Source organism: Paenibacillus harenae (assembly GCF_030812415.1).
GTDB classification, from domain to species: Bacteria; Bacillota; Bacilli; order Paenibacillales; family Paenibacillaceae; genus Pristimantibacillus; species Pristimantibacillus harenae_A.
In genome coordinates, this window is sequence record NZ_JAUSST010000006.1 from 227,245 (window position 1) to 241,276 (window position 14,032).

The 14,032-nt window shown below is 53.1% G+C and carries 13 protein-coding genes; 5 read left to right on the forward strand and 8 right to left on the reverse strand.

What is annotated here, in order from left to right:
* Positions 1–39 precede the first annotated feature (39 nt).
* On the reverse strand, positions 40–924 hold the full coding sequence (locus J2T14_RS21935) for an AraC family transcriptional regulator (RefSeq protein WP_307474185.1): 885 nt from the start codon (positions 922–924) through the stop codon (positions 40–42).
* 170 nt (positions 925–1,094) lie between these two features.
* Between J2T14_RS21935 and J2T14_RS21940 the strand changes: the two genes are divergently transcribed.
* The 3 genes from J2T14_RS21940 (at position 1,095) to J2T14_RS21950 (ending at position 5,063) form a co-directional block, all read left to right on the forward strand.
* Positions 1,095–2,495 carry an MATE family efflux transporter gene (locus tag J2T14_RS21940; protein ID WP_307474188.1) on the forward strand — a complete coding sequence of 467 codons (1,401 nt, stop codon included), beginning with the start codon at positions 1,095–1,097 and terminating at the stop codon, positions 2,493–2,495.
* Positions 2,496–2,542: 47 nt separating this feature from the next.
* Positions 2,543–3,040, forward strand: a complete 498-nt coding sequence (gene infC / locus J2T14_RS21945) for a translation initiation factor IF-3 (RefSeq protein ID WP_307474191.1) — start codon at positions 2,543–2,545, stop codon at positions 3,038–3,040.
* 292 nt (positions 3,041–3,332) lie between these two features.
* Positions 3,333–5,063: an ABC transporter ATP-binding protein gene (locus J2T14_RS21950; protein WP_307474193.1), complete on the forward strand. Its 1,731-nt coding sequence runs from the start codon at positions 3,333–3,335 to the stop codon at positions 5,061–5,063.
* 451 nt (positions 5,064–5,514) lie between these two features.
* On the opposite strand, the gene J2T14_RS21955 is transcribed toward J2T14_RS21950, so the two are convergent.
* From J2T14_RS21955 to J2T14_RS21965, 3 genes are read right to left on the reverse strand one after another with little or no spacing between them, the layout of a single operon-like run.
* Positions 5,515–6,756 carry a cation:proton antiporter gene (locus J2T14_RS21955; protein WP_307474195.1) on the reverse strand — a complete coding sequence of 414 codons (1,242 nt, stop codon included), beginning with the start codon at positions 6,754–6,756 and terminating at the stop codon, positions 5,515–5,517.
* Between the two features lie 2 nt (positions 6,757–6,758).
* Entirely contained in the window at positions 6,759–7,250 is a 492-nt protein-coding gene (locus J2T14_RS21960) for a cation:proton antiporter regulatory subunit (RefSeq protein ID WP_307474196.1), read from the reverse strand.
* A gap of 47 nt (positions 7,251–7,297) precedes the next feature.
* Entirely contained in the window at positions 7,298–7,669 is a 372-nt protein-coding gene (locus J2T14_RS21965) for a hypothetical protein (RefSeq protein WP_307206077.1), read from the reverse strand.
* 159 nt (positions 7,670–7,828) lie between these two features.
* On the opposite strand from J2T14_RS21965, the gene J2T14_RS21970 reads away from it, so the two are divergent.
* A complete protein-coding gene (locus tag J2T14_RS21970; protein WP_307474198.1) occupies positions 7,829–8,290 on the forward strand; it encodes a cupin domain-containing protein in 462 nt (153 codons plus the stop codon).
* Between the two features lie 107 nt (positions 8,291–8,397).
* Here the strand turns inward: J2T14_RS21970 and J2T14_RS21975 are convergent, their stop codons facing one another.
* Entirely contained in the window at positions 8,398–10,221 is a 1,824-nt protein-coding gene (locus J2T14_RS21975; RefSeq protein ID WP_307474200.1) for a 5'-nucleotidase C-terminal domain-containing protein, read from the reverse strand.
* A 256-nt stretch (positions 10,222–10,477) separates the two neighbouring features.
* Entirely contained in the window at positions 10,478–11,305 is an 828-nt protein-coding gene (locus J2T14_RS21980; protein WP_307206074.1) for a purine-nucleoside phosphorylase, read from the reverse strand.
* Between the two features lie 202 nt (positions 11,306–11,507).
* Here J2T14_RS21980 and deoC point away from each other — a divergent pair, with 202 nt between their 5' ends.
* Complete coding sequence (gene deoC, locus J2T14_RS21985; RefSeq protein ID WP_307474816.1) at positions 11,508–12,197, forward strand: deoxyribose-phosphate aldolase; 690 nt, start codon at positions 11,508–11,510, stop codon at positions 12,195–12,197.
* 100 nt (positions 12,198–12,297) lie between these two features.
* Here the strand turns inward: deoC and J2T14_RS21990 are convergent, their stop codons facing one another.
* Positions 12,298–13,170, reverse strand: a complete 873-nt coding sequence (locus J2T14_RS21990; RefSeq protein ID WP_373458183.1) for an aldose epimerase family protein — start codon at positions 13,168–13,170, stop codon at positions 12,298–12,300.
* 602 nt (positions 13,171–13,772) lie between these two features.
* Positions 13,773–13,943: a hypothetical protein gene (locus J2T14_RS21995; RefSeq protein ID WP_307206071.1), complete on the reverse strand. Its 171-nt coding sequence runs from the start codon at positions 13,941–13,943 to the stop codon at positions 13,773–13,775.
* Positions 13,944–14,032: the final 89 nt, after the last annotated feature.

Below are 14,032 nucleotides of genomic sequence, written 5' to 3' on the forward strand. Positions count from 1 at the left end.
AGGGGACGGCTTTTTTGTTAGCCTTGCTGCTGCTCCCGCTTAACCGTGCGAGAACTGCTGGCGGTATTTGCGAGGGGAGATGCCCTCGTATTTGGCGAAGCAGGAGGTGAAGTAGGCGGCGTGGTTAAAGCCGACCTCCTCTGCTATGCGCGCCACGGCAAGGTCGGTCTGCAGCAGCAGCAGCTTCGCTTGCTCGATTCGGAATCGCAGCAAATAGTCGAAGGGCGCGCAGCCGAATTCCTTCTGCATGCAGCGTGCGATATAGACCGGGTGGAAGTTGATGCTCTCGCCGAGCTGCTGCGCCGTAATGTCCGAACGGTAGTGAGCCCGAAGGTAAGAAGCGGCTTTCTCCGCGCAGAGCGCCTGGGGAGACGGGCCGCTTATTTCGATCGACGCCGACAAGTGCTCGATGACTTCTTGGAAAATAAGCTGCTGCTTCCAACGGACGCTTGGAATATGATCGTTCGTATTAAGCTGGACAAGCCGCTGCAGCGAGTTCGCCATTTTCGTAGGCTGAAGCAGTTTCGTGAATTGCGGCAGCTGCTTGACGAAGGTTTTCGTAGTATAAATATTGGTTGTATGCACCGACATCGCCGGACTGTCTTCCGTTGGTCTCTCAAGCGCATGTTCGGCCACGCTCCAGTCCCCCGTCGTTTGAAAATGAATCCAGTAATACGTCGTCTGCCCCTTGTTCGCGTTCGTCGAGTAATGGTGGGCATCAGGCCGCAGAATGAGCGCATGTCCGGGTTCGACATCGTAATGACGATCCTCTTCCCCCATATAGAGGCAACCGTCCGTAACGATAAGCAGATCAAACACGCCGATGTTGCGTCTGCTTGGATGTTTGCGTCCCCCGGGAGCAACGGCCAGACCGCCTGTTATGTAATGAGGGAGCGGAGGAATGGTCATACGAATAAGCGGCATAAGGGGACAATCCTCCTTTTATCGATAAGCATCGAGGTTTGAATTTTTAAAGTTTCGGTTGTAAAACTGATACATCAAGCTCAGTATAGCATCTATAATTTGAAAAGACGACGGTTGAGACAGACGAGGATGAGACCGCGGAAGGGCGGCTCGCGCAGGGGGATTATAGGATGGCGGATCGCGGACAGAAAATATCATTATGGGTGCTGGCTTGGCCTATTTTTATCGAATTGTTTTTGCAGTTTTTGCTCGGAGCGGCGGATACGCTCATGGTCAGCCGGATATCGGATGACGCGGTGGCCGTTGTGGGCTTCTCCAATCAATTGTTTCAAGCGGTAACGACGCTGCTCGTGACGGTGGCTAGTGGAGCCGGTATCTTGATCGCCCAGAAGCTGGGCGCGCGCCAGGTTCACGATGCGAGAACGATCGGCATTATGTCGGTATCCGTCAGCGCGGTCATTGGACTGGTGCTCAGCGTGATCCTATACGTTTGGCCAACCGAGATCGCTGCGCTGCTGAAGCTGCCCGATACGTTGTTGCCGCTTGCTCAGACGTATATATCGATCGTAGGCGGAGGCATGGTGCTTGTGGCGCTCATGTCCGCGCTTAGTACGGCGATTCGCAACACCGGCAATACGAAGGGACCTATGTACATTGCCATTGGGATGAACGTTGTCCATGTGATTCTGAACTACGGATTTATTTTCGGTGCGCTGGGCTTTCCGAAATGGGGTTTGCTTGGCGTCGCCATTTCAACGGTCGTCTGCCGACTGCTGGCCGCGATTGTACTTTTCATTATGTTTCTGTTTACGTTCGAACATCGCATTGCCATTAAAGATTTCAAGACGTTCAACGGCAAGCTGTTTAAGGAAATATTGCGCATCGGATGGCCGCTTGGCGTTAATACGTCCTGCTGGGTATTCACGCAGTTGCTGATCTACTCTTTCATCGCGCTGCTTGGCGCCGGCGAGCTGGCTGCGAGGACGTATATGAACACGCTCGAATCGTTCTGCTTCATGCTCGGCTACTCGATTGCGCTTGCGGTGCAAATCCAGATTGCTCATTTATTCGGGGCGGGGAAGATCAAGGAGGCCTACGGTACGGCTTACCGGGCCTTATGGATCGGCCTCGTTGTCGTCACCGTGAACGCCCTCGTCATTTACTTGTTCGGCAGCCGCTTGCTTGGCCTATTCACGCCGAATAAGGACATTATCGCGATCGGCGTATCGTTGCTTGGAATGAATCTTCTTCTGCAACCGGGCAAAATGCTGAATATGGCACTGGGCAATTCGTTGAATGCGGTGGGTGATACGCGATTTACGATGTGGTCCTCCATATTCTCGATGTGGCTGCTCGCAACGGCGCTCGCTTATTGGGTCGGCATCGAGCTCGGCTGGGGTTTGATCGGCATCTATGCCTGCATGATTCTCGACGAGTACGTTCGCGGCATCGTGTCGCTGTTCCGTTGGCGCGGGCGCAAATATTTGCGTTTGGCCGAGCAGAAGGAGGAGGCCGACAAAGCGGCTTCGGCTGTACCTGGCATTAGAAAACCGGCGGCTCCCGGCGTATAATAGACGTTAACCGACGATAATCAAGGCGAAGAGGAGAAGGGCATAATATGGCTTCCGGATTAGTAATGAATGAAAAAATAAGAGCTTCCGAAGTGCTGCTAACAGGGCTGAACGGCGAGAGTCTCGGCGTTATGACGAAGGATGAAGCTCTGGCGCTGGCTCGCGAGCTGAAAGCCGATCTCGTCTGCGTGTCGCTCATGAGCAGTCCGCCGCCATGCAAGCTCGTCGGCAGAGGACAGGCGAAGCAGTTGCAGAGCAAGGAATCCCGAGCCGAGCGCGTAAAGGAGCAGCCTGCCAAGGTAAAGGAGCTTCGACTTACGCCGCATATCGAGGAGCATGACTACGATACGAAGCTGCGGCAAGCCGAGAAGCTGCTGCAATCGGGCAATGCCGTACAGCTTGTCGTCCGCATTCAAGGCAAAGAAGGTCCGCAGGCGAAGGCGCTTCTGGAGCGGCTCGTGGCCGACTTGTCTTCGGCGGGCAAGAAGCAGACGGGCATTCAAGTCAGCGGCAAGCAGGCGCAGGTTCAACTGTTCCCTGTGTAGTGTGCGCCAGCGAGTGGAGCAACTCGTTATTTAATGAGGCAGAATTCATTATTTTGCGATGATTGGTGCAGATTTTCCAGATTAGTGAGCCAGATCTCATACGCCGTGAAGTTAGGCTCACGGGCAGTGGGAGTTGGCTCGTTATTTTCAAGTTCGACATGAATAGTTGCCGAATAAGCGAGTGTCAGGAAACAAATATTGACAGTGGGGGTATCATTTTATATCATTTTAATTGAAAATCATTATCAATTACGTAAGCGATTTTGCTTATTCGACAGAAAAGGAGTCCCAGATGCTTCGTAAATTTTTTGCCTATTACAAGCCGTACAAGAAGCTCTTCTTCCTCGACTTCTTCTGTGCCGTGCTGCTGGCGGTGCTCGAGCTGATCTTCCCGCTCGCGGTCAGCTACGTCATTAACACGCTTTTGCCGGACGAAAACTGGGGTCTGATCGTAACCGCTTGCGCGGTACTGCTCGTTGTTTATGCCATTAATACGATATTAAGCTTCGTGGTCACCTACTGGGGGCATATGCTCGGCATCAATATCGAGACGGATATGAGGAAGCAGCTGTTCGACCACATCCAGAAGCTCAGCTTCCGTTTCTTCGACAATACGAAGACGGGACATCTGATTTCCCGGATGACGAACGATCTGTTCGAGATTGGCGAGGTTGCGCATCATGGTCCGGAGGATATGTTCATTGCCGTAATGACGCTAATCGGCGCTTTCGGCATCATGCTCTTCATTAATCCGCAGCTTGCCGTGATTACATTCATCGTCGTTCCGATCATTATTTGGCTCGTGCTGCTGTTCAACGGCAAGATGACGAAGGCTGCAAATCGGCTGTTCTCGGACATGGCCGACTTCAATGCGCGGGTCGAAGATACGGTTGGCGGCATTCGCGTGGTGCAGGCCTTCTCGAACGAGAAGCATGAGAAGCAATTGTTCAAGGTTAACAATCTGCGTTTCCGCGAGGCGAAGCTCATCTCGTACAAAATCATCGGGATGAACGCGTCCATCACGTATATGCTTATGCGGCTCGTTTCCGTATTCGTGTTGATCGCGGGAACGTGGTACGTCTTGCAGGGCAACTTGAACTACGGGGACTTCGTAGCATTCGTGCTGCTGACCAACATCTTCTTCAAGCCGATCGAGAAGATCAACGCGGTCATCGAGAGTTACCCGAAAGGCATCGCCGGCTTCAAGCGATACACGGAGCTGATGGAGACCGCTCCAGACATTGCGGATAAGCCTCATGCGGTAGAGGTCGATCGGCTGCAGGGGAATATCGTATACCGGGGCGTATCGTTCGGTTACGAGGGCGTCGCTAAAGTGCTGGAGCATATCGATCTTACGATCCGCGCCGGTGAGACGGTTGCGTTCGTAGGCCCTTCCGGCGCAGGGAAGACGACGCTTTGCAGCTTGCTGCCGCGGTTCTATGAGATCGATGGAGGCAGCATTTCCGTCGATGGCTACGACATTCAAGACATTAAGCTGGAATCGCTGCGCAAGCAGATCGGCATCGTGCAGCAGGATGTGTTCCTGTTCGCGGGCACGATACGCGAGAACATCGCTTACGGCAAGCTCGGCGCATCGGATGAACTGATCTGGGAAGCGGCGCGGCGCGCGAAGCTGGAGGCGTTCATTCTGTCGCAGAAGGACGGGCTCGATACGGTTGTCGGGGAGCGCGGCGTGAAGCTGTCCGGGGGCCAGAAGCAGCGTCTCGCCATTGCGCGGATGTTCCTGAAGAACCCGCCGATTCTTATTCTCGACGAGGCGACTTCGGCGCTCGACACCGAGACGGAAGCGGCGATTCAGCAATCGCTGGCCGAGCTGTCCGTCGGCCGTACGACGCTCGTCATCGCTCACCGGTTGGCGACGATCAAGAACGCCGACCGCATCGTCGTCGTGACCGAGGACGGCATTTCGGAGCAAGGCCGTCACGATGAGCTAGTGGAAGCGGGCGGCATCTACAGCCGCCTGCACAAAGCTCAGTTCGGCAACGGCGTAGGCGCCAGGTAGACGAAAACAGGCAGCTCCGACGGGTCAACGACCTCACTGGAACTGCCTGTTTTCGATTCGTGTTTTGCATTCGCTCTTACACGGACACGTAAGCGGGATAGAACTGCCGTATCCGCTCCATTAGAGCATATGTGCACTTTCAGACGCGGTAACAAGCCCGGACTCCCGCTGTAAGATTAAATACGCTCTTACAGGAAGCGGCAAGCGAGTTCGAACTGGCATATCCACTCCGTGAGAGCCCATGTACACTTACAGACGCGGTCGCAAGCCCAGACTCCCTCTGGAAGATGAAATACGCTCTTACAGGGAGGCGCATGAGGGTTCAACGCTTGTGGAAAACGCTCTGTTATCTTCGAGCTACAAGCTTACATAGCGATACTCTTCATTTGGTCGTTTGCCATAGCAAAAAAAAAAGCAACACAGCAGTCATTCTGCCGTGTTGCTTTCCCATTTAACCGTTGTCGCCCTGCGGAGCAGGCGGATCGGTTTTTTTCACGAGCTTCCGCTTATCCCAGCGGAACATAGCGTTCAGCCCTCTGTAGATGAGCTTCGATTCCTTCGTCAACAGCGGGCCTAATATGGCAAGGATCAGCACGTACAATGCAGCGAACGGCTGCAGCAGCTCCATTAAACCGCCGGCCTTGCCAAGATTAGCCATAATGATCGAGAACTCGCCGCGGGAAACAATCGTAAGTCCGATGTTGGACGAAGCTTTGGCCGACAGTCCGGCGCTCTTGCCCGCCAACATGCCTGCTGCGAAGTTGCCGAGAAGCGTAATGCCGACAGCTCCTAGCGATAGCCATACCGCGCCGCCGAGCGCGAGCGGATCGATCGTTAGGCCGAAGCTGAAGAAGAACAACGCCCCGAAGAAATCGCGAAACGGCAGAATCATATGCTCGATACGCTTCATATGCGTCGTCTCCGCCAGCACGAGGCCAACGAGCAATGCACCGATCGCTTCGGCGACGTGAATCGTCTCGGAGAAACCTGCCACGAGGAACAAGAAGCCGAAGACGAGCAGCAGGAACAACTCGTTGGAGCGTATATTGAACAGCTTGTTGAGCAGCGGGGCAGCCTTCCTGCCGATAATGAGGAACAACAGCATGAAGCCGAGCGCATAGGAGGCCGAGAGGAGCACGCCACCAAGCGACGAGGAGTCGCTAAGGACAAGACCAGACAACACGGATATATACACCGCGAGGAAAATATCCTCGAACATAATAATCCCGAGTATCATCTCCGTCTCCGGGTTGGCCGTCCGCTTCAAGTCGACGATCACCTTCGCTACGATCGCGCTGGAAGAGATCGTCGTAATGCCGGCAATGACCATCGTCTCTTCAACAGGGAAATCGTTGACCCATCCGAAAAATAAGCCAAGTGAGAAGTTGATCAAAATATAAATCGTGCCGCCTACCGCAATCGCTTTGCCCGATTTCATCAATCGGCCGACCGAAAACTCGAGGCCCAGATAAAATAACAGGAACAGCACGCCAAGGCGTCCCATAAATTCAATGAGTTCAGCGCTATGAATGAATCTAAAGTCCAGCACGCCGAAGTGCGGCGCATGAGGCCCTACGGCCATACCGATTAGAATATAAAAAGGAATGACGGAAAAACGGATTTTGGCAGCCAATAGCCCGACCAAGGCGATGAGTATAACGGCAAGACCGATCTCCAGCACCAAATGGTCCATAATTATCGACTCCCGTTTTGGAGCATAAGCTTAAGCTGCTTAAGGTTTTGCCGTTCACCGGCCACAATAAGGGTCGAGTCCGCTTTGAAAATATAGTCGGGGCCTGGATTAATATGCTTGGCTTCTTTCTCGACGGCTGCAATGATAGTCGCGCCTGTCGTCTGGCGAATATCCGTTTCGCCGATTGATATGCCGATGCAAGCCGCATTCGGCTCGATTTTGTACCATTCGATCGTCAGGTCGTCCAGCGCTACCTCTATCGTCTCGAGCGCCTTGGGCTTGTAAGTCATACCGCCGATAATAGCCGCTATTTGACGCGCCTCTTCGTCCTCAAGCGTCACCATGGAGATGCTGTCATCCGGATCCTCATAGTCGAAATGGTACATTTCGCGGCGTCCGTCGTCGTGAATAATAATGACGAGCTTATCGCCTCCGCGGGTCATAATCTGATATTTGCGTCCGATTCCAGGCAAATCAGATTCTCTGATATTCATAGGATTTCCTCCTCGTTTTTTTGTATCTTGTACCAAAAAAACGAGATCTAACCAATGAACACCGACGTATATTTAATGGGCTTTAGCAATAGTCGCTTCAACTGCTGCAGAATGGTTTGGCTTAGCGGGGATAGATAAGCAGGGCGTCCGTATAAGACGGCGAGTGAAGCCTTATATGCCGCCGGCTTGCGGCGAACAGGCTGAAGCAGTTTGCTTGCGGAGCGCCCGTCGCGGGCATAGCAGGTAGTTGCGCGGGCAACGGGATTGAACCGGCTGGAGCCGGCGGTTAGCTCGAAGTTGTTGCCTGCTTGGTAAGCGAATAGAGCTGTGAGCAACAGAGGCAAAATAATAAGCAGATTAATGAACCGATTGCGAAACAACCGCTCTTGCTTATGCCGCGTGTTTATTCTCATTCTCATCTGCTCGCCTCCTTCGTCTATATTTATAAGTATATCTTATAAATGTCGATAAGCATAGCCGATTTCAAATAATCAGCGATAGGACGTTGCTAATATGGTAGAATGGATGAATGATTTTGTGTGAATAGAATAGAGAAAACAGAGAGAAGGATGATAGGGATGGGAGCAAAGGTGAAGGAACTGTCGCCTCTTGTGCACGCGCTTGACCTTAAGCCGCATGTAGAGGGTGGATGGTACAAGGAAATTTGGAAGGCCGATTTTGAAATTCCGCAGCAGGTGTTGGGCGCTCCGTATTCCGGGCCGCGTTTTGCCGCATCGTCGATCTATTTCTTGCTGCACCCCGAGGAATTCTCGGATTGGCACACGGTTTATTCCGACGAAGTATGGTTCTGGCATTCGGGAAGTCCGTTGCTGCTCACGCTCGGCGGGACGGAGGCCGATCCTCATACGAGGAAGGAAATTATCGTCGGACCGGACATCGCTGCCGGACATCAACCGCAGGCGCTTGTGCCGGCCAACGAATGGCAGATGGCACGGCCGCTCGGAGACGAGCCTGTGCTTGTATCATGCGTCGTAGCGCCAGGTTTCCATTATGATGATTTTCGATTAATAAAAAAATAGGGCAGGACTACACCTTCATGCTGTTCTCGGTGAACTAATAACGGGCTGTTCCCTAAGCGGTTATTGCCCGCTTTTGGAACAGCCCGTTTATTTAACAATTAGCTACATTAAGAAGGTAAAATAATTATTTGTCCAGGGAAGATAAGGTCTGCGTTGACCAGCTTATTCAGATCGCGCAACACTTGCCAAGTCGTGCCGTATTTCTTCGCGATTGCCCATAGCGTATCGCCTGTCTTGACCGTATACGCCTTGACGGCTGGCTCCGGTTTCGGCTCCGGCTTTGGTTCCGGATTCGGCTCTGGCTTTGGTTCCGGTTTTGGTTCCGGTTCAGGTTTCGGTTCAGGTTCCGGTTTCGGTTCAGGCTTCGGTTCCGGCTCGGGGGAAGGAGCGGCGGGTTTAGCGCCTTCCGTAATACGACCCTCAATCGTCGGATTCGCTTTGCCAAGCTTCTGAATATAAGCGATGAGCGCCTCGTCGAGCGCGCCGTACATGCCTGCTTGCGGATATTTGCCGAACATCGTATATTCGTCTCCGCCTGCGGCCAAGAAGTCATTCGTGGCAAGCGTGTAAACCGCTGCATCATCGAGCGGTTTGCCGCCGATTGTGACCGAATGCACGCGTTCTCCTTTAACAGCGTCCTTGTCTATTTTGAAGGCGATGCCGGACACTTGAGGGAATGCGCCCTTCGCATTCGGATAATCGGAGACGCCATTCTCAAGGGCGGCTTTAATGTCGGCGCCAGTCACATCCAGCGTTACGATCTGATTTCCGAACGGAAGCACGGTAATGACTTCGCCTTTCGTAATCGGGCCTGCATCGATGGAGGCGCGAATGCCGCCGCCGTTTGTAAGAGCAACATCTGCTCCCGAGATGTCGATCAGCGCGTCGGCAAGCAGGTTGCCGAGGTTCGTCTCGCTTGCGCGTACTTTCTCTCTTGTGCCTTCGAGCAGGACGGCCGATTCGCCGACTTGTTCGGCCAATATCGTTTCTTGGCTCTTCAGCGTAGCTGCGACAATCTCGGCGACTGCGGCGTTCGGGGGGATGTCCGCTGCTTCGGCCTGATTAATGAGCGTTGCCTGCTTCTTGACAACGGCGCCATTCTCTACCCAGAGGTCGACGACGCCGACGTATTTCGTATATTCGCCTGCGCTTACGATCAATGTGCCATTGTCGGATACGAGGCCGTCTTCAAGCACCGTATGGCTATGTCCGTCGACGAAAATGTCGATGCCCGCGACTTCCTTCACGACCCGCGAGCTTGTATCAAAGCTCGACTTGTCCTGTCCGAGATGGCCGACGGCAATAATGACATCGGTCTTGTCCTTCAGCTCGTCGACAATCGCTTGCGCTTCCGAAGCGGAGTCGGCGAAGTAAAGTCCCGCCACGTTTTTTGGATGAGTTTTGTACACCGTCTCCGACGTCGTCAGGCCGAAAACGCCGATCTTCACGCCATCGATTTCCTTAATGATATACGGCTCGAATATTCGCTTCGCGCCTAATCCTTTGATGTTGGCGCTCAGCATAGGGAAGGAGAGCTTGCCGGCCAGCTCGATCAATCTCGCCGAACCATAGTTGAACTCGTGGTTGCCAGGCACCATAAGGTCGTAGCCCATCTTGTTCATCGCGGCAACGACGCTTTCTCCGTTCACAAGCGTGGCGAAAGTCGTGCCGTGAATCGCGTCACCGGCATCAATGGCTAATGTATTCGGATTTTTGCTCTTGTAATAATCGAATATGCCGGCCACCTTGGCAAAGCCCATCTCGCCGCTCGTCGCCTCGACCGCGCGCGCGTGCATATCGTTCGTGTGCAGCAGCGTGATGTGCTTCCCTGTCTGCCCCGCCGTCTCCTCTGCGGCAGCGCTGCTTATGAGTCCAAGCAGCAAAGCACCGGAAAGCAGAGCGGACGTCATCCATTTGAACCTTTTACGCATGATTTGCTCAATCCTCCATTTGTATATTTTTGGGTTAAAGCCCACAAATAATATTCTCCATTTTTCAACCAATTCCTTTTATAAATATCTGAAAATTCGAATTACACATTTGCCCTATTCGCTTTGATTAGGTGTTTTAGGACGGAATAGCGAAAAACATTTGCTCTATTTCTCCGACCTAAAGCCGATGCGTGCAAACGAAAACAACGCCTCAGCCGCTCTTATGAGCAGCAAAGGCGCTGTTGCAAAGTAAAGCTTATACTTGGAATGCGCGAACGGATGCTTTAACCAAAGAAACGAAGCGCGGACGTGCTTGTTCGGCAACGCGGACAACCTGCTCATGGGTAAGCGGCTCGAGCTCGTCGCTGATCGCCATGTCGGTAATGCACGTAATGCCTACCGCGCGAATGCCGCAGTAGTTGGCTGCGATTACCTCGGGCGCAGTCGACATGCCCACCGCGTCGGCACCCCATGATGCCATCATAGCGAGCTCGGCCGGCGTGCAATAGGTAGGTCCGGAAATGCTCACATACACGCCTTGCTGCAACGGAATATCGAGCTCGGCTGCTTGAGCGGCGACGATGGAGCGAAGCTCGCGGTTGTAGGCTTGCGACATATCGGGAAAACGCGGACCAAGCTCGCCGATATTTGCACCCATTAAAGGATTGCTGCCTGTATTATTAATGTGGTCGGTTATTAACATCAGATCGCCGGCGGCGAAGGAGCGGTTCATGCCGCCAGCCGCATTCGTGACGAGCAGCGTTTCGATGCCGAGCTGCTTCATGACGTAGACCGGGAAGACGACCTCTTTCATGGAATAGCCTTCGTAATAATGGAAACGGCCTTTCATGACGAGAACGGTCTTGCCTTCCAGTTCTCCGATGACAAGCTCGCCGGAATGGCCCTCTACCGTAGAGACCGGGAAATGCGGAATTTGGCCATAAGGAATTACGGTTGCTTCCTTTACTTCATCGGCCATAACGCCGAGGCCTGAGCCGAGAATCATCCCGATCCGCGGCGGTGCTTGCAGCTGGCTTTGTATGTAGGCAGCGGCTTCTTTTATTTTGACTAACATATTGTCCATAGGGCGGTAATGCCTCCTCATCCAGGTTGGAATGCTTTGACAGCATCATTATCATAGCGCACCGCGCGAGTAAAAGTAAACCATGGCACGAGGCTGGCAAGCTGCATTGTTGTTTCGTTGAAACGTTCGTATTATGATAAGTAGCATACGTATCGAATCGCCCCCAATATGGACAGGCTAGCCTAAATCGGAGGAATGAATGATGAGTGATCAAACGAATTATACATCGGAGCAAGTAGCGTCAATGATAGACCATACGCTGCTGAAGGCGGACGCGACTAAGACGGAAGTGATTCAGCTATGTATGGAAGCCAAGGAATATCAGTTCGCAACCGTATGCGTGAACGCAGGTTGGGTGTCGCTCGCGGCAAGCGAGCTGGCCGGATCGGGCGTTGGGATTACGACGGTAGTCGGCTTTCCGCTTGGGGCGACAAGCACGGCGTCCAAAGCTTTCGAAGCGAAGCAAGCGATTGAAGACGGAGCGACCGAAGTGGACATGGTCCTTAATATCGGTCTATTGAAATCGGGAGACAACGATGGCGTGAAGAGCGACGTGGAAGGTGTCGTTGCGGCATGCAAGGGCAAGGCGAAGCTGAAGGTTATTCTGGAAACAGGTCTGTTAACGGACGTAGAGAAGGTAACGGCATGCGAGCTGTGCAAGCAAGCGGGCGCCGACTTCGTGAAGACGTCGACGGGCTTCGGCAAGGGCGGCGCGACGGCCGAAGACATAGCGCTTATGCGCCGGACGGTCGGCCCTGATATGGGCGTGAAGGCTTCGGGCGGCGTCAGAGACTTGGAGACTGCATTGCAAATGTTTGCGGCAGGAGCGACAAGGATCGGCGCCAGCTCCAGCATTGCCATCGTTACCGGGGGCAAGGGCGAGGGGTACTAAGGCGCGTTGCAGCATGATTATACCCATGAAAAAAGGCAAACCACGCCTCTTCGAAGCATGCTTCGAGAGGGTACGGTTTGCCTTTTTTTCTTTCAATCCGTTAGGATTCGCAAGCGATCGTCAGATTGGCCCGAAGCTCCCGGCCCGCCTCCAGCATCACAAGCTCCTCTTGGCGATTCAGCTCGCCCGTCATCGCCATCCACGGCTCGACGCAGATGAACGGCTTGCCGTTCGAAGACCACAGAACGACGTATTTGAATATATCGTCGTAAGTCATCCGAACGCGAACGCCGCCGGCGACAGGGAAGGCGATCTCGCGTTGCTTGGCGTCGAGCAGCGTCACGGACTCGACCAATCCTTCCAAATCGAATTCGCCTTCGAACGGCTTAACGACGTTGTCGTTGTAATCGAGATATGTCGACGCGTCTGTCTCATAGACGATGCTCTTGCCTTGATCGATTGCGAAGTAAGGGTGGAAGCCGGCATAGAACGGCATCGTCTTATCTTTGCTTAGATTGCGATATTGCTGGCGCGTGTGCAGCTTGCCGTCCTTAAGCGCATAGGTGAACAGCAGCTCGAAATCGAACGGGAACGAGAGGAGCGTCTGTTCATTGCTGCGCAGCCGGATCGTAATCGAAGCCTCGCCTTCCTCGCTCGTACCGACAACCTCCCATGCCGACGTACGCGCTACGCCGTGATTGGCCATGTTATAGGTTTGTCCGTCCCACTCGTAGGACAGGTTCTCCAGCTGTCCGCAGATCGGGAACAAGATCGGATTGCCGCCTCTAATATTAGCGGTCGGATGCTCGAACGTTGCTTTGTCCAAATAAAACAATTCCTGACCGTGCAATTGGCAGCCGATCACGATGCCGCCTCGCTCCGGACATACGATGATGCGCGATTCCGTGCTTTTCTCCGTCAGCTCATAGACCGAATAAGTGTCCACGTAGTTACGTACTCCATAGTTGCTCACTAACATAACCTCCATATGTAGATGCTTATTGTGAAAAATCCATAGAGAAATCATACCATAGCAGCGATCTTGTACACCATACGGCAAGAGCAGGTTCTTGCTGCGCCTTTGCGGACAGAAAGCTTTCCCCGTTATTCGTCCTTATACCTTTCACACGTTTTATAAGGGTTTAAGAATGGATGTTTCTACTAATTCATTCATCTAAGCCATTCCTGCTTACGAGAATAGTATGTTATTAGCTTCAAGAGAAGGGCAGGTGAAAGATTATGTCATACTGCAGACCAAATGGATACTCCGTTGCCGGCGCTGGCTCCTCTGGCTCGGACTCGAAAATGGCTTCGATCCTAGGGATTCTTCGCAACATAAGCTTGGGTCAGATGATTACAGTCGGGACAGAAGGCGGCCCCCCTCCCTTGACTGGTAGATTTGCCGGCATCGAGAACGGGAATGTTCTTTTGACATCAGCAACGGGTGCTCTCCAATTTATCCCTCTTCGTCAAATTGCCTTCGTCACTATCCCGTAACAGTAACAATCGATCCCTGCATCAACAAACGGCAACCCGCCCGTCGCACCTCCGAGCGACGGCGCGGTTGTTTGCCGTTCAGACCTTAACGGCTGTAATCGAACCCAATCGTACATAAAATATGGCGTTTTTGTCCGTTACGATGATTGCGGTATCGTCCCGGATGCCTTGATATTTGCCTTCCACCGACGTCTTGCCGAAGTAAACGCGAATGGTGGTCCCCAGTTTCACCCATTGCAATATTCTCACCTTACGGCCTCCCGGGACGGCATGCGAGACAAGGGAGGGTATTTCGCATGCTTATATTTTTCGATTGTTGTATTCTATGCAGGTTGAGT

Coding starts and splice junctions, on each gene's coding strand:
- J2T14_RS21960 (WP_307474196.1), bottom strand. CDS start 7,250: ATGAATATCAGAGAATCTGATTTGCCTGGAATCGGACGCAAATATCAG.
- J2T14_RS21940 (WP_307474188.1), top strand. CDS start 1,095: ATGGCGGATCGCGGACAGAAAATATCATTATGGGTGCTGGCTTGGCCT.
- J2T14_RS21950 (WP_307474193.1), top strand. CDS start 3,333: ATGCTTCGTAAATTTTTTGCCTATTACAAGCCGTACAAGAAGCTCTTC.
- J2T14_RS21980 (WP_307206074.1), bottom strand. CDS start 11,305: ATGGACAATATGTTAGTCAAAATAAAAGAAGCCGCTGCCTACATACAA.
- J2T14_RS21955 (WP_307474195.1), bottom strand. CDS start 6,756: ATGGACCATTTGGTGCTGGAGATCGGTCTTGCCGTTATACTCATCGCC.
- J2T14_RS21965 (WP_307206077.1), bottom strand. CDS start 7,669: ATGAGAATGAGAATAAACACGCGGCATAAGCAAGAGCGGTTGTTTCGC.
- J2T14_RS21970 (WP_307474198.1), top strand. CDS start 7,829: ATGGGAGCAAAGGTGAAGGAACTGTCGCCTCTTGTGCACGCGCTTGAC.
- infC (WP_307474191.1), top strand. CDS start 2,543: ATGGCTTCCGGATTAGTAATGAATGAAAAAATAAGAGCTTCCGAAGTG.
- J2T14_RS21975 (WP_307474200.1), bottom strand. CDS start 10,221: ATGCGTAAAAGGTTCAAATGGATGACGTCCGCTCTGCTTTCCGGTGCT.
- deoC (WP_307474816.1), top strand. CDS start 11,508: ATGAGTGATCAAACGAATTATACATCGGAGCAAGTAGCGTCAATGATA.
- J2T14_RS21935 (WP_307474185.1), bottom strand. CDS start 924: ATGCCGCTTATTCGTATGACCATTCCTCCGCTCCCTCATTACATAACA.